This window comes from Alcanivorax sp. DP30 (assembly GCF_009882945.1).
Classification (GTDB): Bacteria; Pseudomonadota; Gammaproteobacteria; order Pseudomonadales; family Alcanivoracaceae; genus Alcanivorax.
In genome coordinates, this window is sequence record NZ_WTUY01000005.1 from 77,422 (window position 1) to 103,324 (window position 25,903).

Annotated in this window: 26 protein-coding genes; 14 read left to right on the plus strand and 12 right to left on the minus strand. The window is 58.6% G+C overall.

Features of this window, described 5'->3' with window-relative positions; all coding sequences use genetic code 11:
- Nucleotide 1 precedes the first annotated feature (1 nt).
- Nucleotides 2-361: a PilZ domain-containing protein gene (locus GQF00_RS11250; protein WP_161319270.1), complete on the minus strand. Its 360-nt coding sequence runs from the start codon at nt 359-361 to the stop codon at nt 2-4.
- Nucleotides 362-451: 90 nt separating this feature from the next.
- A complete protein-coding gene (gene ettA, locus GQF00_RS11255) occupies nt 452-2,119 on the minus strand; it encodes an energy-dependent translational throttle protein EttA (protein ID WP_161319271.1) in 1,668 nt (555 codons plus the stop codon).
- Between the two features lie 267 nt (nt 2,120-2,386).
- Here ettA and glyA point away from each other — a divergent pair, with 267 nt between their 5' ends.
- The 11 genes from glyA (at nt 2,387) to GQF00_RS11310 (ending at nt 12,130) form a co-directional block, all read left to right on the plus strand.
- Entirely contained in the window at nt 2,387-3,643 is a 1,257-nt protein-coding gene (gene glyA / locus GQF00_RS11260) for a serine hydroxymethyltransferase (protein WP_161319272.1), read from the plus strand.
- A 41-nt stretch (nt 3,644-3,684) separates the two neighbouring features.
- Complete coding sequence (locus GQF00_RS11265) at nt 3,685-4,041, plus strand: four helix bundle protein (protein ID WP_161319273.1); 357 nt, start codon at nt 3,685-3,687, stop codon at nt 4,039-4,041.
- 57 nt (nt 4,042-4,098) lie between these two features.
- A complete protein-coding gene (gene nrdR, locus GQF00_RS11270) occupies nt 4,099-4,569 on the plus strand; it encodes a transcriptional regulator NrdR (protein WP_161319274.1) in 471 nt (156 codons plus the stop codon).
- A gap of 50 nt (nt 4,570-4,619) precedes the next feature.
- On the plus strand, nt 4,620-5,750 hold the full coding sequence (ribD, locus tag GQF00_RS11275) for a bifunctional diaminohydroxyphosphoribosylaminopyrimidine deaminase/5-amino-6-(5-phosphoribosylamino)uracil reductase RibD (protein ID WP_161319275.1): 1,131 nt from the start codon (nt 4,620-4,622) through the stop codon (nt 5,748-5,750).
- Nucleotides 5,751-5,945: 195 nt separating this feature from the next.
- Nucleotides 5,946-6,611 (plus strand): riboflavin synthase, encoded by a 666-nt coding sequence (locus tag GQF00_RS11280; protein WP_161319276.1) that lies wholly within the window; start codon nt 5,946-5,948, stop codon nt 6,609-6,611.
- 96 nt (nt 6,612-6,707) lie between these two features.
- Nucleotides 6,708-7,817 carry a bifunctional 3,4-dihydroxy-2-butanone-4-phosphate synthase/GTP cyclohydrolase II gene (ribBA, locus tag GQF00_RS11285; protein ID WP_161319277.1) on the plus strand — a complete coding sequence of 370 codons (1,110 nt, stop codon included), beginning with the start codon at nt 6,708-6,710 and terminating at the stop codon, nt 7,815-7,817.
- A gap of 135 nt (nt 7,818-7,952) precedes the next feature.
- Complete coding sequence (ribE, locus tag GQF00_RS11290) at nt 7,953-8,423, plus strand: 6,7-dimethyl-8-ribityllumazine synthase (RefSeq protein ID WP_161319278.1); 471 nt, start codon at nt 7,953-7,955, stop codon at nt 8,421-8,423.
- An 84-nt stretch (nt 8,424-8,507) separates the two neighbouring features.
- Nucleotides 8,508-8,957 carry a transcription antitermination factor NusB gene (gene nusB, locus GQF00_RS11295; RefSeq protein ID WP_161319279.1) on the plus strand — a complete coding sequence of 150 codons (450 nt, stop codon included), beginning with the start codon at nt 8,508-8,510 and terminating at the stop codon, nt 8,955-8,957.
- Nucleotides 8,958-9,102: 145 nt separating this feature from the next.
- Complete coding sequence (gene thiL / locus GQF00_RS11300; RefSeq protein WP_161319280.1) at nt 9,103-10,056, plus strand: thiamine-phosphate kinase; 954 nt, start codon at nt 9,103-9,105, stop codon at nt 10,054-10,056.
- A gap of 83 nt (nt 10,057-10,139) precedes the next feature.
- Nucleotides 10,140-10,625: a phosphatidylglycerophosphatase A gene (locus GQF00_RS11305; protein ID WP_161319281.1), complete on the plus strand. Its 486-nt coding sequence runs from the start codon at nt 10,140-10,142 to the stop codon at nt 10,623-10,625.
- A 269-nt stretch (nt 10,626-10,894) separates the two neighbouring features.
- Nucleotides 10,895-12,130, plus strand: a complete 1,236-nt coding sequence (locus tag GQF00_RS11310; RefSeq protein WP_161319282.1) for a diguanylate cyclase — start codon at nt 10,895-10,897, stop codon at nt 12,128-12,130.
- 6 nt (nt 12,131-12,136) lie between these two features.
- Here the strand turns inward: GQF00_RS11310 and dxs are convergent, their stop codons facing one another.
- The 9 genes from dxs to GQF00_RS11355 all read right to left on the minus strand — a co-directional run bounded on the left by dxs (nt 12,137) and on the right by GQF00_RS11355 (nt 21,256).
- Nucleotides 12,137-14,050, minus strand: coding sequence for a 1-deoxy-D-xylulose-5-phosphate synthase (gene dxs, locus GQF00_RS11315; protein ID WP_161319283.1), 1,914 nt, complete (start codon nt 14,048-14,050; stop codon nt 12,137-12,139).
- A 121-nt stretch (nt 14,051-14,171) separates the two neighbouring features.
- Nucleotides 14,172-15,068, minus strand: a complete 897-nt coding sequence (locus GQF00_RS11320) for a farnesyl diphosphate synthase (protein WP_161319284.1) — start codon at nt 15,066-15,068, stop codon at nt 14,172-14,174.
- The gene (xseB, locus tag GQF00_RS11325) at nt 15,058-15,300 is read right to left on the minus strand and encodes an exodeoxyribonuclease VII small subunit (protein ID WP_161319285.1); all 243 of its coding nucleotides are present in this window, start codon (nt 15,298-15,300) and stop codon (nt 15,058-15,060) included. Before xseB ends, GQF00_RS11320 begins: the two co-directional genes overlap by 11 nt.
- Nucleotides 15,301-15,873: 573 nt before the next feature.
- Nucleotides 15,874-16,932 (minus strand): porin, encoded by a 1,059-nt coding sequence (locus tag GQF00_RS11330; RefSeq protein ID WP_161319286.1) that lies wholly within the window; start codon nt 16,930-16,932, stop codon nt 15,874-15,876.
- Between the two features lie 18 nt (nt 16,933-16,950).
- Nucleotides 16,951-17,397, minus strand: coding sequence for a universal stress protein (locus tag GQF00_RS11335; protein WP_161319287.1), 447 nt, complete (start codon nt 17,395-17,397; stop codon nt 16,951-16,953).
- A 29-nt stretch (nt 17,398-17,426) separates the two neighbouring features.
- Nucleotides 17,427-18,710, minus strand: coding sequence for a TRAP transporter large permease (locus tag GQF00_RS11340; protein WP_161319288.1), 1,284 nt, complete (start codon nt 18,708-18,710; stop codon nt 17,427-17,429).
- Nucleotides 18,711-18,713: 3 nt separating this feature from the next.
- Nucleotides 18,714-19,289 (minus strand): TRAP transporter small permease, encoded by a 576-nt coding sequence (locus GQF00_RS11345; protein ID WP_161319289.1) that lies wholly within the window; start codon nt 19,287-19,289, stop codon nt 18,714-18,716.
- Between the two features lie 155 nt (nt 19,290-19,444).
- Nucleotides 19,445-20,518 carry a TRAP transporter substrate-binding protein DctP gene (dctP, locus tag GQF00_RS11350; RefSeq protein WP_237440496.1) on the minus strand — a complete coding sequence of 358 codons (1,074 nt, stop codon included), beginning with the start codon at nt 20,516-20,518 and terminating at the stop codon, nt 19,445-19,447.
- Between the two features lie 336 nt (nt 20,519-20,854).
- A complete protein-coding gene (locus GQF00_RS11355) occupies nt 20,855-21,256 on the minus strand; it encodes a thioesterase family protein (protein ID WP_161319290.1) in 402 nt (133 codons plus the stop codon).
- Between the two features lie 334 nt (nt 21,257-21,590).
- Between GQF00_RS11355 and GQF00_RS11360 the strand changes: the two genes are divergently transcribed.
- Nucleotides 21,591-22,562, plus strand: coding sequence for a tRNA-dihydrouridine synthase (locus GQF00_RS11360; protein ID WP_370519510.1), 972 nt, complete (start codon nt 21,591-21,593; stop codon nt 22,560-22,562).
- On the opposite strand, the gene GQF00_RS11365 is transcribed toward GQF00_RS11360, so the two are convergent.
- Nucleotides 22,498-23,490: an MBL fold metallo-hydrolase gene (locus GQF00_RS11365; protein WP_161319292.1), complete on the minus strand. Its 993-nt coding sequence runs from the start codon at nt 23,488-23,490 to the stop codon at nt 22,498-22,500. The two genes, GQF00_RS11360 and GQF00_RS11365, sit on opposite strands and share 65 nt — an antisense overlap.
- Nucleotides 23,491-23,714: 224 nt before the next feature.
- Between GQF00_RS11365 and GQF00_RS11370 the strand changes: the two genes are divergently transcribed.
- Nucleotides 23,715-23,972, plus strand: coding sequence for a DUF4212 domain-containing protein (locus tag GQF00_RS11370; RefSeq protein WP_161319293.1), 258 nt, complete (start codon nt 23,715-23,717; stop codon nt 23,970-23,972).
- Nucleotides 23,973-23,985: 13 nt separating this feature from the next.
- Nucleotides 23,986-25,782, plus strand: a complete 1,797-nt coding sequence (locus GQF00_RS11375) for a sodium:solute symporter family protein (RefSeq protein WP_161319294.1) — start codon at nt 23,986-23,988, stop codon at nt 25,780-25,782.
- The last annotated feature ends 121 nt before the right edge of the window (nt 25,783-25,903 follow it).

A 25,903-nucleotide genomic window follows, 5' to 3' on the forward strand; every position in this document is an offset into this window, starting at 1 on the left:
ATCAGTGCTCCGGGCTCAACAGACTGGCCGGGTTATCGTCGCCCTCGTCACCTTCGTTGAGCATGATCAGTCGGCGCAGGTGCTGCATGTCGTCCACGGAGGGTTTCTCGAACATGATGCCGATCTCCTGTCCTTCCTGGCGTTTGACCCGGCCTGGCAAGGTCAGGGTGATATCGGAATCTTCCAGGATGATGTTCAGTGACACCGGAGAGGAGTCCGGCAGGGCAAGCGGCGTTTCACTATGGACGCGAGCGCCCAGAACAGAGAGATCCTGCAGTTCCACATGGTGACTGTCCTGCTGGAAGATCAGGGTCGCTTCGCCATCAAATTCGATGCGGTTGACCCGGCGCCGTTCGCTCATGGGTATTTCCTTCTACTGGCAACGGACTACTCCACCGGATGCTGGCTCGCGCTATGCCCCGGCTTCCAATTGCCGGGGCGCCGCGACGGGTCAGACGTCGATCCGTTTGTACTTCATACGCTTGGGCTGCAGGGCTTCATCACCCAGCTGCTTGCGCTTGAACTCCTCATACTCGGTATAGGAGCCTTCAAACCACTCTACTTTAGCATCTCCTTCAAAAGAAAGAATATGCGTAGCGACGCGATCCAGGAACCAGCGATCATGCGAAATCACAATGGCACAGCCGGGGAAGGCCAGTAGTGCTTCTTCCAGGGCGCGCAACGTTTCCACATCCAGATCGTTGGTAGGCTCATCCAGCAGCAGCACATTGGCACCTTGCTTGAGCAGCTTGGCCAGGTGCAGTCGGTTGCGTTCACCACCGGACAGGTCGCCCACGCGTTTTTGCTGGTCGCCGCCCTTGAAGTTGAAGCGGCCCAGGTAAGCACGACTGGGGACTTCGTAATTACCGATACGCAGGATGTCGTTGCCGTCGGACACTTCTTCCCACACGGTTTTCTTGCCATCCAGGTCTTCGCGGCTCTGGTCCACGTATGCCATCTGTACGGTTTCACCGGTGGTGATCTCGCCACGGTCCGGGGTTTCCTGGCCGGCCAGCATGCGGAACAGGGTGGTCTTACCGGCCCCGTTGGGGCCGATGATGCCGACGATGGCGCCGCGCGGCACCTTGAAGCTCAGATCTTCGTAGAGCAGCTTGTGGTCGAATTCCTTGGCCACGCCATTGAGCTCGAACACCTGCTCACCGAGACGCTCACCCGGCGGGATGTACAGTTCCTGGGTTTCGTTGCGCTTCTGGAATTCCTGGCTGGCCAGTTCCTCAAACGCGGCCACCCGGGCCTTGTTCTTGGCGCGGCGGCCTTTGGGATTCTGGCGCACCCACTCCAGTTCCTTTTCCACCGTTTTGCGGTGGGCGGACTCGGATTTGGCTTCCTGTTCCAGGCGCTGTTCTTTCTGCTCCAGCCAGGAAGAGTAGTTGCCCTTCCAGGGAATGCCTTCGCCGCGGTCCAGTTCCAGGATCCACTCACAGGAGTTGTCGAGGAAGTAGCGGTCGTGGGTCACTGCCACCACGGTGCCGGGGAATTCGTGCAGGAAGCGCTCCAGCCAGGCCACGGATTCCGCATCCAGGTGGTTGGTGGGTTCGTCCAGCAGCAACATGTCCGGGGCGCTCATGATCAGGCGGCACAGGGCCACCCGGCGGCGCTCCCCCCCGGAGAGGTTCTTGACGCTGGCGTCCCAGGGCGGCAGACGCAGGGCGTCGGCGGCGATTTCCAGTTTCCGCTCCAGGTTGTGGGCATCGCTGGTTTCGATGATGGCTTCCAGCTTGGCTTGTTCGGCGGCCAGCTTGTCGAAGTCCGCGTCTTCCTCTGCATAGGCGGCGTAGACTTCGTCCAGTCGTTGTTGGGCGTCGAGGATCTCGGAGAGGGCCTCTTCCACGATCTCACGGACGTTCTTTTCCGGATCCAGCTCCGGCTCCTGGGGCAGGTAGCCGATATTGATGCCCGGCTGTGGCCGTGCTTCACCGAGGTAATCCTTGTCCACGCCAGCCATGATCTTGAGCAGGGTGGACTTGCCGGAACCATTCAGGCCCAGCACACCGATCTTGGCGCCGGGAAAGAAGGACAGGGAAATGTCTTTCAGGATGTGTTTCTTGGGCGGGACGACCTTGCCCACCTTGTCCATGGTGAAGATGTACTGGCTCATAAACTCCGACCGCAGTGTCATTAAGTGTGCGGGGCAGGGCGAAATCGTACAGCCACTGGCCCGGCGGAATGGCGCCTAAGCTAACGGAAAGCGCCCCTGAGTAAAAGGCCACAGGCCCCATCCGGCACCAGATAAGGCGGAATTGACCAGGTTTGAGGGTATGAGACGACCGGCAGGTTCTCATGAGTGCTCTTCATGTGTCTTTGCCGCCGGTTTTGGTTAGAATACGCGCCCTCGAATCCACCAAATACAGCGCAGGGTTAGCCCATGTTCCCGAAATCCATGTCCATTGCCGAGTTCGATCCGGAAATCCAGGCGGCCATCGAGGCCGAGGAAGTCCGTCAGGAAGAGCACATCGAACTGATTGCTTCTGAAAACTATGCCTCGCCAAGGGTCATGGAAGCCCAGGGCTCCGTGCTGACCAACAAGTACGCCGAAGGCTACCCGGGCAAGCGCTACTACGGTGGCTGTGAAAATGTGGACGTGGTGGAGCAGCTGGCGATCGACCGTGCTTGTGAACTGTTTGGCGCTGACTGGGCCAACGTGCAGCCGCACTCCGGTTCCCAGGCCAACGCTGCGGTCTACATGGCCGTGCTGCAGGCGGGCGACACCGTGCTGGGCATGAGCCTGGACGCGGGTGGCCACCTGACCCACGGTGCCAAGCCGAACTTCTCCGGCAAGACCTACAACGCCATTCAGTACGGTCTGGACAACGAGACCGGTCTGATTGACTACGAGCAGGTAGAAACCCTGGCCCGTGAGCACAAGCCGAAAATGATCGTGGCGGGTTTCTCTGCCTACTCCCAGGTGGTGGACTGGCAGCGTTTCCGTGATATCGCCGACGAAGTGGGCGCCATCCTGCTGGTGGATATGGCCCACGTGGCCGGTCTGGTTGCCGCAGGCGTGTACCCGAGCCCGGTTGGCATTGCTGACATCACCACCACCACCACCCACAAGACTCTGGGTGGCCCCCGTGGCGGCCTGATCATGGGCAAGGCCAACGATGAGATTCAGAAGAAGATCAACTCTGCCGTGTTCCCCGGTGGCCAGGGCGGCCCGCTGGAGCACGTGATTGCCGCCAAGGCGATCTGCTTCAAGGAAGCCATGCAGCCTGACTTCAAGGGCTACCAGCAGCAGGTGGTGAAGAACGCCCAGGCCATGGCCAGCGTGTTCATCGAGCGTGGTTTTGACGTGGTCTCCAACGGCACCGAAAACCACCTGTTCCTGCTCAGCCTGATCAAGCAGGACATCACCGGTAAAGATGCCGACGCCGCCCTGGGCCGTGCCTTCATCACCGTGAACAAGAACGCCGTGCCCAACGACCCGCGTTCCCCGTTCGTGACTTCCGGCCTGCGCATCGGCTCCCCGTCCATCACCCGCCGTGGTTTCAATGAAAACGACGCCAAAGAACTGGCCGGCTGGATCTGCGACATTCTCGACAACATGGGCGATGAGTCTGTGATTGAGAGTGTGAAAGGCAAGGTGAAGGAGATTTGTGCTCGGTTGCCGGTGTACGAACGGTAATTGAAAATTGACAATGGATAATTGATAACTGGAGGCCAAGGATGGCTGAAGGTAGTGTGGTGCGGGTAAAGTCCCGCGCTTTTGCTTTGCGGGTGGTGAAAGTCTGTCAGTATCTGCAGGAGCAAAAGCGAGAGTACGTGCTTAGCAAGCAGCTCTTGCGAAGTGGTACAGCTATTGGCGCTCTTGTTCGAGAGGCTGAACAGGCCGAGAGTCGGGCAGACTTTATTCATAAGCTGTCCATTGCCCTGAAGGAAGCAAGTGAAACTGAGTATTGGCTGGATTTGCTGACCGAGTCTGGTTATTTCGAAAAGCGAGCAGGAAGCTCTGTGCTGCAGGATGTGGATGAGTTGTTGAAGCTGCTCACCTCGATTATAAAAACCTCAAAAAGACGTCGCTAATCGGTTTTTGGGTTTTCGTTATCAATTATTAATTATCAACTATCAATTGGGGTTTCCATGTACTGCCCATTCTGCTCCGCTCAGGACACCAAGGTCATCGACTCCCGTCTGGTTGCCGATGGCGGGCAGGTGCGCCGGCGTCGTGAGTGCCTCAGCTGCAATGAGCGCTTTACCACCTTCGAGACCGCCGAGCTGGTGATGCCGCGGCTGGTGAAATCGGATGGCACTCGCCAGCCCTTTGATGAGGCAAAACTGCGGGCTGGCATGTTGCGTGCGCTAGAGAAGCGCCCGGTGAGCATGGAGGACCTGGAGGCGGCGATCAGTCGGGTTTGTCATCGCCTGCGCGCCACCGGTGAGCGCGAGCTGCCGGCCCGGGAGCTGGGTGAATTCGTTATGGAAGAGCTTCAGCAGCTGGATGATGTGGCTTATGTGCGATTTGCCTCCGTGTATCGCAGTTTCCAGGACATCTCTGAATTCTCCGCCGAAGTGGATCGCCTGCGCAGTAAGGGGAGTCCCAAAGAGGACTGACAGCGGGTTTTTTTGCGGCATCTCCACGCCTGATCCAGTAGAATATATCCATGTTCAGTGACTTTGACCGACAGACCATGGCGCGGGCCCTGCAGTTGGCCCGCCGCGCTCTTTATACCACTGACCCCAACCCGAGGGTGGGTTGTGTGCTGGTTCGCGATGGCCGTATTGTCGGTGAGGGCTTCCATGTCCGGGCTGGTGAGCCCCACGCAGAGCGCAATGCTCTGGCGGCAGCGGGTGGTAACGCCCGTGGCGCCACCGCTTATGTAACCCTCGAACCCTGTTCCCATACTGGCCGCACCGGCCCTTGCGCTGACGCCCTGCTGGATGCGGGTGTGGCCCGTGTTGTGGCGGCCATGGAAGACCCCAATCCCCAGGTGGCTGGGCAGGGGTTGAAGCGGTTGGCAGAGGCGGGAATTGAAACTGCCTCCGGGCTGCTGGAAGACGAGGCGCGGGCGCTGAATCCCGGTTTTATTTCCCGAATGACTCGTCAGCGTCCCTTTATACGCATCAAGATCGCAGCCAGTGTGGATGGTCGTACCGCCATGGCCAGCGGTGAGTCCCAGTGGATTACCGGGCCCGCTGCCCGGGAAGATGTGCAGCGGATGCGGGCGCGAAGCTCGGCGGTGATTACGGGCGTTGGCACGGTGATGGCGGATCGGCCCTCCTATACCGTGCGCCCTGATCAGTGGCTGCTCAGTGAGTACCAGGCGGAGGCAGGAGGCAGTGACTGGGTTCGCCAGCCACTGCGGGTGATTCTCGACCGCACCTTGCGCACGCCACCCAGCGTACCGGTGGTCAGTGCCCCCGGGCACTGCCTGCTGGTCGCCGGAGAGCGACATGATGGTCGCCAGAATGCTCTCGAGTCCGCCGGCGCCGAAGTCATACACCTGCCGGCCTCCGGGTCTGGTATTGATCTGCTGCAGCTACTCAAGGAATTGAACCGGCGCGAATGCAACGAAGTGCTGGTAGAATGTGGCGCCACACTGGCCGGGGCCTTTGTGCGTGAAGGCCTGTTCGATGAACTGGTCGTCTATATGGCACCGGCCCTGCTGGGCTCTTCCGCACGTCCATTGCTGGGCCTGCCGCAGTTGGCCAGCATGAGCGAGAAGGTCTCGCTGAAGTGGCAGGATGTGCGGATGGTGGGCGGTGATCTTCGCCTGACGCTGACTCCGGCCTGATAACCCCTGCCGCAGGAGCGTCGCTGGCGGCGCGATATCCAGGGCCAGAAGCGAGTCACGAGTTTCAAAAAGCGAAAACCTTCAGGCAGTGCCATCTTCTGGTTTTGCCTTTCGAAACTCGTGCCCCGACACGGGAAACTGTCTGATCGCGCCGCGAAACGACGCTTCTACAGTGAGACAATACGAGGTTTATGCATGTTTACCGGCATTATTGAAGCCATGGGCACAGTGGCATCCATGACTCCCAAAGGCGGCGATGTGACTCTGCTGGTCAAGAGCGATGATCTGGATTTCAGCGATGTGCAGCTGGGCGATTCGATTGCCGTGAATGGCGTCTGCCTGACGGCTACGGCCCTGCCGGGCGGGGCTTTCGAAGCGGATGTGTCCGGGGAGACTCTGTCGCTGACGTCTCTGCAGCAGATTGCCGTGGGCAGCAAGGTGAACCTTGAGAAGGCACTGACCCCGACCACCCGGCTGGGTGGACACCTTGTCAGCGGCCATGTGGACGGGCTGGGCAGCATCGTCGAGATGAAACAGGATGCCCGCTCTGTGCGCATTGATATCCAGGCGCCGGCGGAGCTTGCCAAATACATCGCCCACAAAGGCTCGATTACCGTGGATGGCATCAGCCTTACGGTGAACAGCGTGTCGGGCGCGGTGTTCTCCCTGAACATCATCCCGCACACCCAGGACATCACCACCATCGGCCAGTGGAAGGTGGGGACGCCAGTGAACCTGGAAGTTGATATAATCGCCCGCTATCTGGAGCGCCTGCTGATGGGGGAGAAGGCCGCCGAGCCCACTTCCCAGGGTATTTCCATGGCGTTCCTGGCGGAAAACGGGTTTCTAAAAGGCGTCTGACGTCAGACGTCGGACGTCAGACGCTAGGCCGACTGGCAGTGAATCTGCGGCGGCGGTGGCGTTATTGACCGCAGATGAATTGAAGGCAGCAATTGTATGCAGCTCAACAGTATTGAAGAACTGATCGAAGATATCCGTCAGGGCAAAATGGTTATCCTGATGGACGACGAAGATCGTGAGAACGAGGGCGATCTGGTGATGGCGGCGGAGCATGTGACTGCCGAGGCGATCAACTTCATGGCCAAGTATGGCCGTGGCCTGATCTGTATGCCCATGTCCCGTGAGCGCTGTGAGTTGCTGGAATTGCCGCTGATGGTACAGAGCAACGGCAGCGGTTTTGGCACCAAGTTCACCGTGTCCATTGAGGCCCGTGAAGGGGTCACCACCGGGATTTCCGCCGCCGACCGTGCGCGCACCGTGCAGGCCGCAGTGGCCCGCAATGCCCGTGCCTACGATATCGTGCAGCCGGGCCATATCTTCCCGCTGATGTCCGAGCCCGGTGGCGTACTGCGTCGTGCCGGTCATACCGAAGCTTCCTGCGACCTGGCCCAGCTGGCCGGTTGTGAGCCTGCCGGCGTTATCTGCGAAGTCATGAATGAAGATGGCTCCATGGCGCGCCGGGAAGACCTGGAAGTGTTTGCCAAGGAGCATGATCTGAAGATCGGCACCATTGCCGACCTGATTCAGTACCGTGCCCTGAACGAAAAAACCATCGAGCAGGTTTCCGATAACGAGCTGGATACCTGGTACGGGGATTTCCGTCTGGTCGCGTTCCGCGACACCGTGGACGGGCTGACCCATGTGGCGCTGGTGAAAGGCGAGATCAGCGAAGACAAGGAAGTGACCGTGCGGGTGCACCAGGTGGATCCGCTGCGCGATCTGATGAGCGCCAAGATGAATGGTCGTACCGGCTGGAACATGCACCGGGTACTGGAAGAGGTGTCCGATGCTGACGCCGGCGTAGTCATTATCCTGGGACAGGATTATGACTCCCAGGACATGGTAGAGCGGCTGGATACCTTCTTTGGTGGTGGCGTGCGCAAGCCCAAGGGCGAGTCCCGTGCCTACCGCAATATTGGTACCGGCTCCCAGATCCTCAAAGCCCTGGGCGTGCGCAAGATGCGTCTGCTCAGTTCACCAATGCGGTTCAATGCGCTGAGTGGTTTCGATCTGGAAATCACTGAGTACGTGGAAGCAGATAGTTAATATGGGGTCAGACGTCTGAGGTCAGACGTCCGACGGCAGAATCAAAAGCGTCTGACGTCAGACTTCCGACGTCCGGCCGCAAGTTAAACACTGAGTCGGTCGCCGTGAGCCACCGGCACTGACAGGAAGGCAAACATGCAAAACATCAAGACCCTTGAAGGTACCCTGAACAACGTTGGCGGCCGTTACGGTATCGTCGTTGCCCGCTTTAACAGCTTTGTGGTGGAAGCCCTGCTGGAAGGCGCTGTCGATGCGCTGGTGCGTCATGGTGTGAGCCGCGATGACATCGAAATCATCCGGGTCCCGGGTGCCTGGGAATTGCCGGTGGCAGTGAAGAAGGTTATCGAGAAGCGCAATTACGATGCGGTTATCACTCTGGGTGCGGTCATCCGTGGTGGCACTGCCCACTTTGAATATGTGGCCGGCGAAGCGGCCAAGGGCCTGGCCGGTGTACAGAACGCTACCGGCGTTCCGGTGATCTTCGGTGTGCTGACCGTGGACACCATTGAGCAAGCCATCGAGCGCTCCGGCACCAAGGCCGGTAACAAGGGCGCAGAAGCGGCCATGTGTGCGCTGGAAATGGTATCCCTGTTCAAGGCCCTGTAATTCAGGCCGGACTATGATGCCCGTTGTCTGACGCTACGCCCTCGCCTTCGGGAGAGGGCGCTTTTGACTGATCAAGAGATTGTTATGAGCCAAGCCACACCCGCTGCCCGTCGCAAGGCACGCCGTTTTACTCTGCAGGCGCTGTATCAGTGGCAGCTGGCCGGTGCCAGTGTCACCGATATCGAAGCCCAGTTTCTGGCCAATAATGATTTTGCCAAGACGGACCGGGAATACTTTCATGACCTGCTGCATGGCGTGCCTGGCAACGTGAAGGAGCTCGACGAGTTGCTGACGCCGTTCCTGGATCGCCGCGTGGAAGAGCTGTCCCAGGTGGAGAAAGCCATCCTGCGGATGGGGGCGTTTGAGCTGAAGGAACGTCTGGATGTGCCCTACCGCGTCGTGATCAATGAAGGCATCGAACTGGCCAAGGTGTTTGGTGCGGAAGAGTCTTTCAAGTACGTTAATGGGGTTCTCGACAAGCTGGCACGCAAGCTGCGCTATGAAGAGGCGTCGGAACGTCCTTCCCGCGACTAGTGACCGGTGCGGACGGCATATAGTGTTAAGTGTCAGACGTCTGACGCCAAAAGCCTTGATCACTCTCCAGGTTTTTAGTTTTTTGCGTCCGACCCCTGCCCCGCGAATCTGGTAATTGCCGGGCCGCCCACACTAGACTGATAACATGACCTCCTCCCCAGACAAACAGCTGGATGAGTTTTCCCTGATCCGGCGGTACTTTCACCATGATCCGCAGCCTGCGGGGCAGGGCGACACCGTTGCGCTTGGTCCCGGCGATGACGCGGCCATCCTCACGCCGCCGGCTGGGCAGCAACTGGTGATGACCCAGGACACCAGCCTGGAGGGGCGACATTTTCCCGCTGACATGGCTGCCGCCGATGTGGGCTATCGTTGCCTTGCCGTGAATCTTTCCGATCTGGCTGCCATGGGCGCCGAGCCCCTCTGGTTTCTGCTATCGCTGACGTTGCCAGCGGTGGATGAAGCCTGGCTGGCTGATTTTTCCCGCGGTATGTTCGCGCTGGCGGATAGTGCCGGCATTACGCTGGTAGGCGGGGATATCACCCGTGGGCCTTTGGCGGTATCTATCCAGGCCACCGGTTCGGTACCCCTGGGCAAGGCGTTATTGCGCAGTGGTGCCGGCGTCGGCGACAGCATCTGCCTTGGCGGTGTGACAGGCGCAGGCCTGCACGGGTTGCACCTGTGGCAGCAAGGTTTGCGGCAGGGGGCGGCCATTGATCATTTTCGACGACCCCGTCCCCAGCTGGAGTTGGGCGTGTTGCTGCGTAATCGGGCCACGGCCTGTATTGATGTGTCGGACGGGGTGCTGGCGGACCTGAACCATGTACTGGAAGCGTCCGGTGGTGTGGGGGCGTTGCTGGATGAGGCGTCTTTGCCACTGGATACTGCTATTCTTGGCGATTGCGATCATGACGAGCAGCGCCGTTTGCAGTTGCAGGGGGGGGATGATTACCTGCTGCTCTTCACCCTGCCACAGGGCGAGCCTCTACCTGAAGGCTGTCATGCCATCGGCACCATTGTCCCGCAGCCCGGCATCCGGTTGATGACAACGGCGGGTGAAACCCGGTCGCTGTCTGCGCAAGGTTGGCAGCATTTTTGAGCAGGAAACGCTTGCACGCTTCACGCATCATGCCTGCACGCTGGAAATAGAAAAACGAGAAGATAACGCCTACGAGGAGCAACATGGAACTGAAGCGTCCGCAGATGAAGAACCCGGTGCATTTTCTGGCCTTTGGCTTTGGCTCCGGGTTGGCGCCCATTGCGCCGGGCACTTTCGGAACCCTGGCAGCCATGCCGATCTGGTGGTTGTGTGCCCAGTTGCCACTGTGGGGGTATCTGCTGGCCACTGCCCTGGTTATCGTGGTGGGGCCCTACCTGTGCGGGAAGACCTCCCATGACATGAATGTGCACGATCATCCCGGTATCGTCTGGGATGAAATCGCCGGTTTGCTGGTGACCATGATCGCCGTGCCGGTTACCCCCTGGGGGGCGTTGGCCGGCTTCCTGGCCTTCCGTTTCTTCGACATTATCAAGCCCTGGCCCATCGGTTGGCTGGATCGCCGCGTGGATGGCGGCCTGGGGATCATGGTGGATGACCTGCTGGCGGGTGTGTACGCGGCAGTGGTGATGCAGCTGCTGGTCTTTTACCTGCCGGCCCAGTTTGGCTGATTCCGCTTTCCTCGCTCCCGCGGTTCCCTTTTTCCTCCCGCTGTTGTCTTTTATCAGTGGCCGGCTTCCGGCCACTGATGAAGACTGTGTCACCTTGCAATTCCCTGCACTATGTCATGATATCGTTCTGTCACTACCGTTCGGAGATTGGTGTTGGCATGAGAGCAACGGATAAAACTAACCTCAAAGTGTGACCGAGGGGCGACGGGGCTGTCAGGAGTGACCCAAAGGCCCCAGGCGTCGATTTTGGTTTGTGCAAGGGAATTGCCATGGCGGAGACTGATCCCCGCTCCAGGCGAGTAGTGGTGCCGGGTGTACGCTGGTTGCGTTTCCCCCGGCGTCTGGAGGCTGAATATCGTGAATATCAGAACCTGGAGGCTGTGGACAGCTTCCGGGTAAATGCCTTCTATATTCTCATTCTTTACATGTTGCTGCTCAGTGGTATTTATGCACTGGCCCCGGACGCCGTGCGTGGGCTTTGGCTGGGCGCGTATATCTGGGTCGGTATCATTGTGCTGGCGGCGGGTATTCTGGCCCAGTTTCGAGCTCTGGACCGCTATTTCCCCATCTACACCGGGCTGGGCAGTTTTCTTGCCGTGGCCTTGTCCATGGCTATACCCGGTTTTCTGGATGAGCCCGGTTCCATCCAGTTGGCGAACGTATCGGTGATCTATGCGCTGGTGATTGTCTACGCCATGGTGGGGCTGCGTTTCCCGGTGGCCGTGCTGGCTTGCTGGGGCGGCGGGTTGTTAGGCTGGCTAATTGCCGAGCGTTTCGGGCGTGGCATTGACTGGCAGATGGCGCACCGTACCTACACGGGCATTAGCCTGCTGGGGATGTTTCTTTGCTACACAGAAGAGGTGCGTGGCCGCCTGCTGTTCTTCAACCAGCGCCAGTTGCAGCGTCAGCAGCATCGCACTCAGGCGCTGGCTGAGCGGTTGCACCGTCTGAGCCGAGAAGACAGCCTTACTTCACTGGCCAACCGCCGTTTCTTTGACGAGGCGCTGGATCGCGAATGGCGACGTTGTCAGCGCGAGCAGCAGCCGCTGACGGTCATGCTGGTGGATGTGGACCGTTTCAAGGCCTATAACGACCACTACGGCCATTTGCAGGGGGACGAATGCCTGCGGACTCTGGCTGATGAGCTGCGTCGCTATAGCCGCCGTGGAGGTGATCTGGTGGCGCGTTTTGGCGGGGAAGAGTTTGTGTTGCTTTACCCGGGGGTGGACGAAACCGAAGCGGTCAGGCTGGCTTCGCGGCTCTGCCGCTCAGTGCGCGCACTGGGTTTGCCCCATGTCCAGAATGCCGCCGTTGGGGAGGTGACGATCAGCGTGGGGGTGGCGGTGACACGTCCGGCGGAAAGTGGTTCTGCCCTCCAACTGCTGGATGCCGCTGACCGTGCCCTGTATCAGGCCAAGCAAGGGGGGCGGGATAGCTGGCGCCTTTATGAGCCGCCCCCGCCAGTGCGTCTGGTGCACGATAGCGGGGTGAGCAAGGACGATTGAGACGTTCTAGTTTTCCTGTGCCTTGGGGAGTGGCTGGCGGCTCAGGCGCTGGCGAATACGCTGCTCAATACTGGTGGCGTCGAGCCCGGCTTCGGCCAGCAAGGTGTCGCGTTTGCCGTGATGGATGAAATGATCCGGCAGGGCCAGATTCATGACATCCATAACCACGCCTTCCTCATTCAGCAGTTCGTTCACTGCAGACCCGGCTCCGCCCATCAGCTGATGATCCTCAACGGTGACAATCAGATTGTGGCTGCCAGCGGCCCGGATAATCGCATCACGGTCCAGCGGTTTGACCCAGCGCATATCAATGACCGTGGCGTTGAGTGACTTGCCGGCTTCGAGCGCGGCCCCGGTGAGGGCGCCGAAGGCAAGGATGGCAACCTGGGTTCCTTCCTGCAGCAAGCGGGACTTGCCAACCGGGAGCGGTTCCAGCGGTTGCCGGATCTCGACACCGGGGCCGGTGCCACGGGGGTAACGGACCGCTGCCGGGCCTGAGTGCTGATAGGCGCTGGTCAGCAACTGGCGACACTCGTTTTCATCCGAGGGCGCCGCGACGATCATGTTTGGAACCGTGCGCAGATAAGCGAGATCGAACACCCCGCCATGGGTGGCGCCGTCTTCTCCCACCAAACCTGCCCGGTCCAGGGCAAAGGTCACGTCCAGATCCTGCAGGGCCACGTCGTGAATCAGTTGGTCGTAGCCACGCTGCAGAAAGGTGGAGTAGATCGCCACCACCGGTTTCTGTGCTTCACAGGCCAGCCCACCGGCCAGGGTCACGGCATGCTGTTCACAGATGGCCACATCATGGAAGCGCGCCGGGTACTGCTCGCTGAAGGGCACCATACCGGAGCCTTCACACATGGCCGGGGTAATGGCCACCAGACGCGGGTCCTCGGCGGCCATGTCGCACAACCATTGGCCGAACACATCCTGGTATTTGGGGGCGGCGGGTTTGGCGGGTGCCGCCACCTGGACCTTGGGCTCGATCTTGTTGATGGCGTGATAGCCCACCGGGTCGGCCTCTGCCGGGGCAAAGCCCTTGCCTTTGGTGGTGTAGACGTGCAGCAGCTGGGGGCCTTCCAGGCTGCGCATATTGCCCAGGGTGCGGACCAGTTCATCGATGTTATGGCCATCGATGGGACCGATGTAGTTGAAGCCGATGGCCTCGAACAGCATGTCCGGGCTGACCATGTTCTTCATGCTCTCTTCCGTGCGGCGGATAAAATCCCAGGCCGCCGGCATGGTGGAGAGTACTTTCTTGCCGCCTTCGCGCAGGGCAATGTAGCTCTTGCTGGCCCAGATCCTGGCGAAGTAATTGGACAAGCCTCCCACGTTGTGGGAAATCGACATGTTGTTGTCGTTCAGGATGACCAGCAGGTTGGAGCGGGTGTGGGCTGCGTGGCTCATGGCTTCGAAGGCCTGGCCGGCGGTCATGGCGCCATCGCCGATGATGGCCACGGCGCGACGCTCACTGCCGGCCATCTCTGCCCCCAGGGCCATGCCGAGAGCAGCACTGATTGACGTGGAGGAGTGGCCCACGCCAAAGGTGTCGTATTCGGATTCGCTGCGCTTGGGGAAGCCGGAAAGGCCATGTTGCTGACGAATGCTGGTCAAGGCTTCCTGGCGACCGGTGAGAATCTTGTGCGGATAGCACTGGTGGCCAACATCCCACACCAGACGGTCGTCAGGGGTGTTGTAGAGATAGTGCAGCGCGACGGTCAGTTCGACCACGCCCAGACCGGCCCCGAAATGGCCACCGGATTGCCCTACGGCATACAGCAGGTACTCGCGCAGTTCATCGACCACCCGCTCAAGCTGGCTGGCGGGCAGACGTCGCAGTTCAGCCGGGCTGGTGAGGGTGTCCAGCAGCGGCGTGGAAGGGCGCGTCAGTGGAATCTGCGTAAAGGTTTTGGGCATAACGTTGGATTGCCTGAGTCGGTACAAGCTGTATCAGTGAGCCCGGGCGCAGGGCTCTGGGGCCTCGGTGTGGAGGCATTGCTCGAATGTTCCCTAGTATACAGGCCCTTGGGGGGAGTCGTCAGTGATTGCGAGCAATGATGTACTGCGCCAATTGTTGCAGCGGCTCGGCGCGACTGCCATAGCCGGAAAGTGCCTGCTGTGCCTGCGCACAGAGTTTCTGTGCCCGTTCGCGGCTGGCATCCAGTCCCAGCAGGGAGGGGAAGGTGCTTTTGCTGAGCTTTTCATCGGAGCCGGAGGGTTTGCCAAGTTGTTCGGTATCCATGGTCACATCCAGGATGTCGTCCTGAATCTGGAAAGCCAGCCCGATGGCATCGCCGAAGAGGGTAAGATCCTCGAGTAGCCCCGGTTCGTCGATTTCGGCGGCAAAATAACCCAGCTGCAGGCTGACGGTAATCAGCCGCCCGGTTTTCAGATAATGCATCTCTTCCAGTGCGGCCACGGTCTGCTGTTGCCCCTGGGCCTGCATGTCCTGCATCTGCCCGGCGGCCATGCCATCCACGCCAGACGCCCGGGACAGTTGGCGGATCATGGCAATTCGGGTATCGGCACGGTACTGGCCTTCACTGGCGAGCAGTTCAAAGGCGCGGGTATGCAGTGTGTCGCCGGCCAGTATGGCGGTGGCTTCATCAAAAGCCTTGTGGCAGGTGGGTTGGCCGCGTCGCAGGTCATCATCGTCCATGGCGGGCAGATCATCATGGACCAGCGAATAGGCGTGGATCAGTTCCACCGCCGAGGCGGGGATGTCGGCCCGTACCAGCGGGGCGCCCGCCAGATCGGTGGCGCCATAGACCAGCAATGGCCGGATCCGCTTGCCGCCGCCCAGGGCCGCATAGCGCATGGCCTGGCTGAGACGGTTGGCCGCGCTGTTGGCGGGCAGCCAGCGATCCAGACTGGTTTCCAGTCGGGAAATGCAGGTACTGCGCAGGGAATCCAGTGCCGGGAAGTTACTGGTCATCATTGCCGCCGGTGAAGGGCTCTGGCTCAGCGTCGCTGTTCTGCTCCAGTAGAATGCGGACTTTCTGCTCCGCCTGCTGCAGGGCTTGCTGGCAGTCGCGGGACAGTCGCACACCCTCCTCAAAGGCCTTCAGGGACTCTTCCAGGGTCAATTCGCCGGATTCCATCCGTTCAACCAGGGATTCCAGGTTGTCCAGCGCGGTTTCCAGGGCGGGGGTCGCCTTTTTGGCCATGGGGGTCTCCGGGGCAGCGGTGGTTATAGAGGAATAATACGGCGGCAACAGTAAATCAGGCGGAGGGGTGAATCAATCCGTTTGTATCCTGGGCAAGGCGCCTGATTGGCCATTAAGGCTCAGTCTTTTGTGGTGCTATTGCATTGATTAAAAAGGATATTTTTGTGGAACTTTGCCTGCGAAAGGTTTGATTCCAAATGGTTCTAAAGAAAGGGTTTCGGCTCCGCCCTTTGCCTGCTTATAGTGAAAGACCCGCCGGAATCTGCAGGGCGACTTCTTCCTCTGATCTCCTAAGCTATGGCGTGAGTTCTGCGGCGCCGGCGGGGTTCTTTTACTCTCCAGGCATCATGCTTCACGCAACCCGCAAAGGCGCAGGATGCCTGTCGCTAAGACCCTGAGGTTGTGGGAGCTTGCCCGCAAGAGACCCGAGCGGGGGCGAGGAATAGGTTTCGAGTTACGAGAAGCGAGTTGCGAAAATCAAGGAAGCCGCGCCCCTGCTGGGCGCGGCTTCCTTGTTATCAGGCGGGCAACACGCTTGCTCTGCGTTGTTGTGTGAGGTCAGGTGCGGCTTATTTAAAAGTCATAACGCAGGCCCAGCGAGATCGCCTGGCCGTCACTGTCTACCTGGTAGCCCGCCAGCGGGTTAAAGCTCCGGGAGGTGGGTGTGTAAATGGCGTAACCCAGTTCCTCATAGAAGTAATCGGCGAACAGTTTCAGGTTTTCGCTGTACTGGTAGTCCAGCCCCACCTGGTAAGAGTCGCCCTGAAAGAAGGCGGCTGGCTCATCCGTCTCCTCGCCATTGGCGAACATGGCTTTCACCGTGTACTTGTTCCAGCTGTAGGAACCGTAAAGGTTGTAAGTGACCGGATCTTCATCCTGAACGGCGTCGTTGTTGGTGATCAGTTGTTCCACCTTGGCGGCGAAGCGCCAGCCGCCCAGTACATAGGCCGCAGAAACACCGGCCTGATCCGCGTTGTCAGCGGAATCCTGCTCGGTATCCTGATAGGCCAGCCCCAAAGTCAGATCACCTACGGCCCAGCCAAGGGCATACTGCATGGTATCCAGGTAGCTGGTACCGGCTTCATCGGTTTGGTCCACCGCCGCCACGGAAGCGGTCAGTCCAGCCATGCTGGGGGTGGTGTAGGTCACCGCATCGCGACGAAAGCTGGCCTGGGTGGCGTAGCCGGAATAGAAGCTACTAAAGAAATCCACCGGGTAGGCCACAGTGTTGTAGTAGGCCAGCCACTGGGTACCCACACGCAGACTACCCAGATTCTCTGTGGTCGCGGTGATATCGGCAACGCGAGGCTTGTTGTTACCCTTGTAACTTTGTTGGAAGAAGGTCGGGTCTTCGGCGCGCATCAGGGCAGAGTTGATCGGAAACTCCAGCGTGGCATTGATATCCACCCAGTCCAGATCGTTGTATGCCGCCGTGACACCCAGGCGGGAATAGGCATCGCGTAAACCGGTGTAGGAGTCATCTTCTCCGGGCTGCGCTTCGTCCACCGAAACCGCTTCGGTCTGGATGCGCAGTGAGCCGTAGGGGGTGACTTCCAGGGCCGCATGGGCGGGCAGAGTGGCCAGGCCGGCGAGTATCGCCGCAGGTAGCTTCAGGGTGTGTTTACAGTCCATCGTTTTCTCCCTCTGGTTTCAAACAATCAGTACCGGGCACGTGGCCATGCTGGCGACACGTTGCGACACGCTGCCCAGGAAATAACCGTCAACATCACTGCTGGTGCCCCGGGCGCCCATGACAATCAGGTCGATACCGTTCTCTTTGGCAAACCTGACGATGGCTCGGGACGGACGGCCTCCCTTGACGAACGCGCGGACTTTTCTGGCGCCGGCCTTGATGGCCAGTTCCTTGGCATGCTCGGCAACCGTTGTGGCGTACTCCCGCAGGGCATCGTCGGGGAGCTCGACTTCCTCAGGACGGACCATGGAAAGCGATGCCTCGAAGAGACTGTGATGTTTGAACACGCACAGGAGAATCATCTCGGAGTCATCGCTGTCATCTTTCTGCAGATGGGCTGCATGATCCAGGGCCACCAGCGACTGCTTGGAACCGTCGATTGGAACCAGAATTTTCTTGTACATGCGAGCCTCCGTGCGCTTGTGGCAGCCTTTTATTGGAAGAACACATCCCGCAGGAACAGTGCAATCTGCGGAAAGAAAATCACCAGCAGTGTGGCTGCCAGCAACATGATCACAAAGGGCGGCGTGCCCCGGATGACCTCCCAGTAGGGACGTTTGAAAATGGCAATGGCGGTAAAGATGTCACAGCCGAACGGGGGCGTTGCTGACCCAACGGCAACCATCATGGTAATCAGAATGCCTACGTGTACCGGATCCAGTCCGGTGGCGGCCACTGCCGGTGCAAAGATGGGCGTCAGCACCAGAATGACGACGATCGGATCCACAAACATGCAGGCAATAAAGAAAGCGACAGCGATGGCCAGTAATACGCCGTTGGGGCCTGCCTCGTTGATGCCCAGTGAGCCCAGAACGGCTTGTGGAATTTGTGCAAAGGAGATGATCCAGGAAAAGCCATTCCCCACAGCCACCAGGATGAAGACCACGGCGGTAATCAGGCCGGTGGACTTGGCGATGGCATAAATATCTGCGGCTTTGAGGGAGCGGAAGACAATGAATTCCAGGATCACGGCATACAACACACAGGCAGCGGCTGCCTCGGTTGGACTGAAAATCCCGCCGTAAATCCCGCCGACAATGATCACCGGAAAACCCAGGGGCCAGAGGGCTTCACGGACCGATGTGATTCGCTCCCTCCAGCTGGCTTTTTCTTCCGTCGGCACATCCATGCGGTAGGCATAGATGATGCAATAAATGGAAAACATCACCAGGATAAGAAGGCCGGGACCGATGCCGGCAATGAACAGTTCAGCGATAGAGGTGCCGGAAATGACCCCGTAGATGATCATGCCGATGCTGGGCGGGATCAGGAAAGCGATGTCACTGGCATTGATGATCAGCGCCAGGGTAAAGGAATCCTTGTAGCCGGATTGCAGCATGCGTGGACGCAGCGGTGAACCCACCGCAACAACGGTGGCCTGGGTAGAGCCGGAGACTGCACCAAAAAGAGTGCATGAGGCGGCGGTACTGACCGCCAGCCCGCCTTTGATGTGACCGATGAACGCCATCACCATATTCACCAGCCGGTTGGCGGACTGGCCACGGGTCATGATGTCTGCCGCGAGGATGAACATGGGTACCGCGATCAATGCGGTGGGGCGAATCCCTGCAAGCATTTGCTGGATGAAGAATTCCATCCGGTCGAAACCGTCGAACATCATTACAAAGCCGACGATGGCGCCGAGAATCAGCGGGATTTTCATGGGGAAGCCGAACAGCAAAAGCGCCAGCATGACCAGGAACATTATCCACGCCATGGTTCAGACCTCCTTCTCTTGTTCTTCGTAGCCATCTAGCACTGAAGTAGAAAGATAGACATCACGGGAGACAATGTTCTTGATGCCAGTCATCAGGTACTGAATGCCGGTAACTGTCAGGCCGACAGGCACCCACAAATAAATGACGTAGATAGGAAAGCCCAGGGTCGGTAGTACCCGCCCGGTGCTGTAAACCGAGTGGATGTAGCTGACTGAATACCAGCAAAGAAAAAACATCACGGCGCAAGTAACGAAACTGATGATAACCATCATTACCCGACGCACCTGGGCAGGGAACACATCATAGAGTGCAGACATACGGATGTGGCGCCCATGTCTTGCCGCGTAGCCGATACCCGCGAACGTGATCAGAATAATCAGTATTCGGTTCACTTCTTCGGAAAAATGCAGGCTCTCGCCGAAGAGAAAGCGGCCGACGACGTTGGCGACCGTGTTAAGGGCCATCAGCAGAACGCCGAGGGCAAGGATGACGGCTTCGATGCGGGCAATACCGTTATCTATGGTGCCAAGAAAGCCGGGCAGGCTGGAGTCGTGGTCCTGGGGCGCATCATCGCTCATGGTCGTTCCCTTCGTTCAGCCGGTACAGGACCGGATCCGATCCTCCTGACCGGCCTCTGCTGATGCCGCCACTAACCCTGAGGTGAGCTCGGGGTTCGTGACGGATTGTCTTGCTTGTGGGGAGCAGGGCTCCCATTGCCGTTTTGCCCGGCAGTTTATTCTCCGGTCTCGGAGCTGGTGACGTCGTCCAGATCCGATTTGAACTGTTGCAGCAGTTCTTCACCACGCTCACCGGTCATTTCAATGAATTTGGCTTCCACCTGTGGGGCCCGTTCACGAAATGCCTGCCGCTGTTCTTCTGTCAGGCGGGTGACTGTGACGTCGTCACTGTCTTCGGTGATTTTGGTGAGCATCTTGTCGCCCAGCCCAGGGACATAGTCGAAAATGTATTGGCGTGCATAGCTTGTTGCATCCTGAACAAGCTTTTTATTCTCGTCAGAAAGACCGTTGTAGAAATCCTGGTTGGCCATCATGGCGGTGACGAACTGACTATGGCCGGTGAAGATCAGGTTGGGAGAGACTTCATACAGGCGGGCAGACTGGATCCAGAAAATGGGATTCTCCTGACCCTGGATAATATTGGTCTGCAGGGCACCGTACACTTCGCCCCAGGGAAGGGGAGTCGGTGTGGCGCCAAACGCGCTGTAGGTTTCGGAGAGTAAAGGGTTGGTCATTACCCGAATGTTCTTGCCCTTGAATTCCGCTGGAGAGGTGACTTTTTCGTCAGCGGTGACCACCACTTCACCTTCCGGGTACATGGCAAGCAGTTCCAGTCCCTGTTCCTCATACAGCTTGGGGAACATCTCGTTGATGGCCTTGCTGTCCTTGAAGAAGGTAACGATTTCCTGGCCATCCACCGGCAACAGATAGGGGATGAAAAAAATCTGGGCTTCAGGGATCAGGGAGCCGGTAAAACCCGGGGATTGATTGACAAACTGAAGCACGCCGGCCTGGGTGAGCTCCATGATGTCATCGGATTCGCCAAGTTCGCCAAAGCGGTGGATCTTCAAGGTGTTGGGCGAGTTCTCTTCGATGTATTCCTTGAACTTGTAGGCGAAGATATCTTGAACATCACCTTCGTATTCCTCGTGGGCATAGCGCCAGGTCTGGCCTTCAGTCTCTGCGCTGGCTGACTGGCTGGCAGTGTTGCTGTCGTTGTCGCTGCATGCGGCGAGCGCAGTCATCATGACTGCGGCGACGATAGCACCCGGGAATGATCGAATGGTCATGGCGGTCCCCTCTCATTGCCTGTTTTTCGTCAGATTTTTTGCCCGAAACATGTCCATTGTTACGGGTTAATGTGCTTTACCGTGGCAAAGGAAAACCGTGATTGCAAGGAACTGACGGGATTTATCCCGGTTTTTCTCGGGAATCAGGTCTTTGGTAGTAAAAACGGGTGGGCAGTTGCAGTGCGATAATTTGAAAAATAGAAAACAGAATTTTCAGTGGGTTTGTACCTTTTTATGAGAGTTGGGGATTGAAAAAACGCATGTTGAAGAGTGTGCTTTAAATTGCGCTGATTCCGGGCTCGCGTCCGGTATGGCAGGCATTATTACCGGCCGGATTCAGGTCGGAGGCTGTTCAGCGTCAGGGCCGTCCAGATGCTGTTGCAATTGTTCTCGTTGAATGTCGCTAATGGGCTGGCTTTGTCGTGCGACGGTATCGAAGCTGACCAGGGTGGCTTTGCCCACGGCGGTGAGAGCGCCGTTCTGCCAGGCACGTTGAACCACTTCCAGAGAGCGGTTGCCAATCTTTCCGATGGTAGTAGTGACGGTGACCGGGCTGCCAAACATGGACTCTGCCTTGAAGGTGATATCCATGTGCACCATGGCCAGGCCGTTTTTGCTGAGCGTAGGGTCCGGCGTGAAAATGGCAATTACCGGCTCCCTGGCTTCCAGAAACCAGACCGGCAGCACCGTATTGTTGATGTGCCCCAGAGCATCGGTTTCGCAAAAGCGAGGGCGCAAAGTTGTTGTCCACATGCAGGGAAGTATGGCGGAAAACCCGGGCAGGGCAATGACAAAAAGCGACCAGCTACGAGCTACAAGCTACAAGCTACAAGCTACAAGCTACAAGCTACAAGCTACAAGCTACAAGCTACAAGCTACACTCGGTTGGAATAAGAAAGGCCGAAAAGTTCCCGGTGTTCCGCTATTCCTGCGAAGCCGCTGTAGGTGCTGCCTTCCAGTGGGCGAACCGCGCCACAGCGAGGTAAGGATCCCAGAAACGCATTGGAGATGTGGAATGCTTCCCTTCCCTTCCCACCCACCGTACGTGCCGTCTGCCCCATCCTGCTATAGAATCCGCGCCATGAAACTGATCCTGGCCCCCATGGAAGGTCTGGCGGACTTCTGGGTCCGGCAGGCGTTGACCGATGTGGGCGACTACGACTGGTGTGTCAGCGAATTCGTCCGCGTCAGCGGGCAGCTGTTGCCTCCCAAAGTGTTCTATCGCTGGTGTCCCGAGCTGAAAAACGGCGCGCGCACCCGGGCGGGCGTGCCTGTGCACCTGCAATTGCTGGGATCCGATCCTGCCTGCATGGCAGACAATGCGGCCCGGGCGGTGCAGCTGGGGGCGCCAGCCATTGATCTCAATTTCGGTTGCCCGGCAAAAACCGTGAATCGCCATCGTGGTGGTGCAGTGTTACTGGATGAGCCTGAGGTGGTCCACGCCGTGACCCGCGCCGTCCGTCAGGCGGTGCCGGCGGAGATCACGGTATCGGTGAAGATGCGTCTGGGAAACGAAGATGACGCGCTGTCGCTGGAGAACGCCCTGGCGGTTCAATCTGCGGGTGCTGCCTGGTTAACGGTGCATGGCCGGACCAAGCGCCAGGGGTACAAGCCGCCGGCATTCTGGGATCGTATTGGCTTGATTCGCGAAGCTGTAAACATTCCTGTGATTGCCAATGGTGAAATCTGGAACGTGGAAGACGCCATGCGCTGCCAGCAGGAAAGTGGCTGTGAGGACTTGATGCTGGGCCGTGGCGCGGTAGCGAACCCCTGGCTGCTGCGTGCCCTGCGTACCGGTGAAACCGCCTGTTGGGCGGACGTACTGCCGGTGTTACAGGGGTTTCTCCGCGATGTGACCGGAACCGGCACCGATGCCCAGGAGGCCGGGCGTATCAAACAATGGTTGAGTTATATGCGCAAGCAGTGGCCTGAGGCCAGCCTGCTGCTGCAGCAGATCAAGCGGGAAACCGGCCCTGCCGCTATGGCGCCTTATCTACAGCTGGCGCCTCCAGGGCCAGCGTCTGGAACGGTCGCAGTACCCTAAACGGCCCCTGGTGGCGGCGGGCAAGTGCCTGGAAGGAATCCTCCAGATTGTCCATCACCCAGGGCAGGGGCGGCACATTCTCAGTCAGTTCCGTAAAAAAGTTATCCCAGTGCACCGGAATGATGGTGTGGGCGCCAACGGCTGCCACCGTTTCCTTGAAGTAGGCGTCCTTGTAGGCCTCGCTCTGTTTGCCAAGGCTGGCAGTGGCGACAAGCGCATAGTCGGCCTGATAACGATCCAGTTCCCCCGGCTGCATGCCGGCACTGCCCTGAATCAGTATGCGAGCTCTGGGGTGCTCCACCACCAGGCCATAACTCTGTCCTTCTTCCCAGGCGCCAATCCAGTCCGGCGGCGTTACCGGTTCAGTGATTTCTCCCTTGCCGGTCCATTTTTCGATAAGGCCCGGTAGCGGCACATGACTGGCCGGGACAAAGGTGAGAGTGAAATCGCCGAAACGGTAGGGGTGATGGGTTTGCACCGTGGTGATGCGGGATTTGTCGAGGCCGCTGCCGCTGGCGGCCATGGCCGCCGATGAGGAGCCAAGCAGCTGCGCGCCTGTACGCTGGGCCACGATGCCGGAGTCCATGACGTGGTCGAAGTGGGTATGCAGTACCGGTATGGCATCCAGCCGATCGATGCCTGCCTGACTCAGGGCCCGCTCGATACGTTCTTCGTTGGGTGCCATGCGGGAAAACAGCCCTGGAATGCTGATCCGGGAAAAATAGCCATCGGTGAGCAGGTGGGTGCGGCCATCAGAGACAAGCACTGTGCTGGTGCCCAGAAAGGTGATCGTCACCTGGCCCTCTGCCGGGCTGTGGTCAGTGTCCGCCACTGGCCAGCCATCCATGGAAGGGGTAACGAAATACAGGGCAAACAAGGCTGCTGCCACGATAACAAGGGCGCCGATACTCCATCGCGCTGCGTTCATTGATACATCCAGTGTTGTTATCTGTTTCAGGGTCGATCCTGACCAATTGTCCTATGTTACTGAAAAATCCGGTCTTGCGCAGGCGCTTGTGGCCCCTCAAACCGGCCACAGGCACTGTTCGACTAAAGTCATACTGTGCCTGCACCGCCCTTTAGCTAGTCTTGATACAAGCCCGATCTCCTGAGGAGAAGGCCAATAATCACGAGGACGCAGAGGGACGAGTAATGAAAGAAGAAAACGCCCGCGCCTATTGGGCCGCCAACCTGCGATTGATTCTAAGCTACCTGGCTATCTGGTTCGCTGTCTCTTATGGCTGCGGCATTTTGCTGGTGGACGAACTCAATCAGATTAACCTGTTCGGTTTCAAGCTCGGTTTCTGGTTTGCACAACAGGGCGCGATTTATGCGTTCCTGGTACTGATCATCATGTACGCGCATTCCATGAACAAGCTGGACCGCAAGTTCGACGTCCACGAAGACTGAGCGAGGAAGCCGCATGGATATTCAAACTCTTACCTATCTGTTTGTGGGCGGATCCTTTGCCCTGTATATCGGTATTGCGATCTGGTCGCGTGCCGGTTCCACCAAGGACTTCTATGTGGCCGGCGGCGGGGTATCTCCCCTGGCCAATGGCGCAGCTACAGCAGCGGACTGGATGTCTGCCGCCTCGTTTATCTCCATGGCGGGTATCATTGCCTATTCCGGCTACGATGCTTCGGTCTATCTGATGGGGTGGACCGGGGGGTATGTGTTGCTGGCCATGTTGTTGGCGCCCTACCTGCGAAAGTTCGGCAAGTTTACCGTGCCGGATTTCATTGGTGATCGCTACTACTCCAATGTGGCAAGGACCGTGGCAGTCATCTGCGTGATCTTTGTGTCTTTTACCTACGTGGCCGGGCAGATGCGTGGTACCGGTATTGTGTTTGCCCGCTTCCTGGAAGTGGACGTCAACACCGGCGTGGTTATCGGCATGGCCATCGTGTTCTTCTACGCCGTGCTGGGCGGCATGAAAGGGATTACCTACACCCAGGTCGCGCAGTATTGCGTATTGATTTTTGCCTTCCTGGTGCCGGCCGTCTTCCTGTCCATCATGATGACTGGGCACGTTCTGCCGCAAACCGGCTTCGGTGGCACGGTGCTGGATGCTGCGGGTAATGACAGTGGCGTGTATCTGTTGCAGAAACTGGATCAGGTGGTCACCGATCTGGGCTTTACCGAATACACCGAAGGCTCCAAATCCACCATCGATGTGTTCTTTATCGCCGCGGCCCTGATGTGTGGTACTGCCGGTCTGCCCCATGTGATTGTGCGTTTCTTTACTGTTCCCCGTGTAAAGGATGCTCGTATCAGTGCCGGTTGGGCGTTGTTCTTCATCGCGCTGCTGTACACCTCCGCGCCGGCGGTGGGTGCCTTTGCCCGTCTTAACCTGATCGATACGGTGAACGAAACCCAGTACACCGAACTGCCTGAGTGGTTCTACAACTGGGAGAACTCCGGACTGATCGGCTGGGTAGACAAGAATGGCGACGGTGCCGTGCAAATGCGTGCCGGTGCGCCCTTCGAAGGCAAGCCCACCTTTGCCGGCAGCCGTGAGGAGGCCTCCGGTGTCTATGGCGAGCGTGTGCTGACCAATGCGGCCACCGAAAACACCTCCGAGGTGTACATCGACCGTGACATCATCGTGCTGGCCAACCCTGAAATCGGCAACCTGCCTGCCTGGGTGATCGCCCTGGTGGCTGCCGGTGGTGTGGCTGCGGCCCTGTCCACGGCGGCGGGTCTGTTGCTGGTGATCTCCAGTGCCATTTCCCATGACTTGCTGAAGAAAACCCTGAAGCCGGATATCAACGAGAAGCAGGAGCTGCTGGCAGCCCGCGGGGCAGCAGTGGTGGCCATCTGCATTGCCGGTTACTTCGGGATCAATCCACCCGGGTTTGTGGCGCAGGTGGTGGCGTTTGCCTTCGGCCTGGCTGCAGCAAGCTTCTTCCCGGTGATCCTGATGGGTATCTTCTACAAGCGGATGAACAAGGAAGGCGCCATTGCCGGCATGCTGGTGGGCTTGATCTTCACCTTCTGCTACATCGTGTTCTTCAAGTTCGTTTCTCCGGAGCTGAACAATGCCGAGCACTGGTGGTTCGGGGTTTCACCGGAAGGGATTGGTACCGTGGGCATGCTGTTGAACTTCGCCATCGCGTTCTCCGTGTCCCATGTCACTGCGCCGCCGCCCGAGCACATTCAGCATATTGTTGAGGATATTCGTATCCCACGTGGTGCCGGCGAAGCGCACGCACACTAAATGTTAACAACGGGAGAGCAAGCCGGTATGGATGAAATATTCATGCCGGCTTTTTTCTCTGAGTTTAAAGTTCAAAGCTGAAAGTTAAAAAGCGTGCCTGATGTGATGGGTGCTTTGGTTG

What these genes read in the sequence shown, in the direction of transcription:
- GQF00_RS11250 (WP_161319270.1), bottom strand. Translation starts at nt 361, where the DNA reads ATGAGCGAACGGCGCCGGGTCAACCGCATCGAATTTGATGGCGAAGCG.
- dxs (WP_161319283.1), bottom strand. Translation starts at nt 14,050, where the DNA reads ATGCCCAAAACCTTTACGCAGATTCCACTGACGCGCCCTTCCACGCCG.
- GQF00_RS11280 (WP_161319276.1), top strand. Translation starts at nt 5,946, where the DNA reads ATGTTTACCGGCATTATTGAAGCCATGGGCACAGTGGCATCCATGACT.
- ribE (WP_161319278.1), top strand. Translation starts at nt 7,953, where the DNA reads ATGCAAAACATCAAGACCCTTGAAGGTACCCTGAACAACGTTGGCGGC.
- ribD (WP_161319275.1), top strand. Translation starts at nt 4,620, where the DNA reads ATGTTCAGTGACTTTGACCGACAGACCATGGCGCGGGCCCTGCAGTTG.
- GQF00_RS11375 (WP_161319294.1), top strand. Translation starts at nt 23,986, where the DNA reads ATGGATATTCAAACTCTTACCTATCTGTTTGTGGGCGGATCCTTTGCC.
- GQF00_RS11335 (WP_161319287.1), bottom strand. Translation starts at nt 17,397, where the DNA reads ATGTACAAGAAAATTCTGGTTCCAATCGACGGTTCCAAGCAGTCGCTG.
- GQF00_RS11310 (WP_161319282.1), top strand. Translation starts at nt 10,895, where the DNA reads ATGGCGGAGACTGATCCCCGCTCCAGGCGAGTAGTGGTGCCGGGTGTA.
- glyA (WP_161319272.1), top strand. Translation starts at nt 2,387, where the DNA reads ATGTTCCCGAAATCCATGTCCATTGCCGAGTTCGATCCGGAAATCCAG.
- GQF00_RS11365 (WP_161319292.1), bottom strand. Translation starts at nt 23,490, where the DNA reads ATGAACGCAGCGCGATGGAGTATCGGCGCCCTTGTTATCGTGGCAGCA.
- GQF00_RS11265 (WP_161319273.1), top strand. Translation starts at nt 3,685, where the DNA reads ATGGCTGAAGGTAGTGTGGTGCGGGTAAAGTCCCGCGCTTTTGCTTTG.
- xseB (WP_161319285.1), bottom strand. Translation starts at nt 15,300, where the DNA reads ATGGCCAAAAAGGCGACCCCCGCCCTGGAAACCGCGCTGGACAACCTG.
- ribBA (WP_161319277.1), top strand. Translation starts at nt 6,708, where the DNA reads ATGCAGCTCAACAGTATTGAAGAACTGATCGAAGATATCCGTCAGGGC.
- thiL (WP_161319280.1), top strand. Translation starts at nt 9,103, where the DNA reads ATGACCTCCTCCCCAGACAAACAGCTGGATGAGTTTTCCCTGATCCGG.
- nrdR (WP_161319274.1), top strand. Translation starts at nt 4,099, where the DNA reads ATGTACTGCCCATTCTGCTCCGCTCAGGACACCAAGGTCATCGACTCC.
- GQF00_RS11370 (WP_161319293.1), top strand. Translation starts at nt 23,715, where the DNA reads ATGAAAGAAGAAAACGCCCGCGCCTATTGGGCCGCCAACCTGCGATTG.
- ettA (WP_161319271.1), bottom strand. Translation starts at nt 2,119, where the DNA reads ATGAGCCAGTACATCTTCACCATGGACAAGGTGGGCAAGGTCGTCCCG.
- nusB (WP_161319279.1), top strand. Translation starts at nt 8,508, where the DNA reads ATGAGCCAAGCCACACCCGCTGCCCGTCGCAAGGCACGCCGTTTTACT.
- GQF00_RS11320 (WP_161319284.1), bottom strand. Translation starts at nt 15,068, where the DNA reads ATGACCAGTAACTTCCCGGCACTGGATTCCCTGCGCAGTACCTGCATT.
- GQF00_RS11305 (WP_161319281.1), top strand. Translation starts at nt 10,140, where the DNA reads ATGGAACTGAAGCGTCCGCAGATGAAGAACCCGGTGCATTTTCTGGCC.
- dctP (WP_237440496.1), bottom strand. Translation starts at nt 20,518, where the DNA reads ATGACCATTCGATCATTCCCGGGTGCTATCGTCGCCGCAGTCATGATG.
- GQF00_RS11340 (WP_161319288.1), bottom strand. Translation starts at nt 18,710, where the DNA reads ATGGCGTGGATAATGTTCCTGGTCATGCTGGCGCTTTTGCTGTTCGGC.
- GQF00_RS11330 (WP_161319286.1), bottom strand. Translation starts at nt 16,932, where the DNA reads ATGGACTGTAAACACACCCTGAAGCTACCTGCGGCGATACTCGCCGGC.
- GQF00_RS11345 (WP_161319289.1), bottom strand. Translation starts at nt 19,289, where the DNA reads ATGAGCGATGATGCGCCCCAGGACCACGACTCCAGCCTGCCCGGCTTT.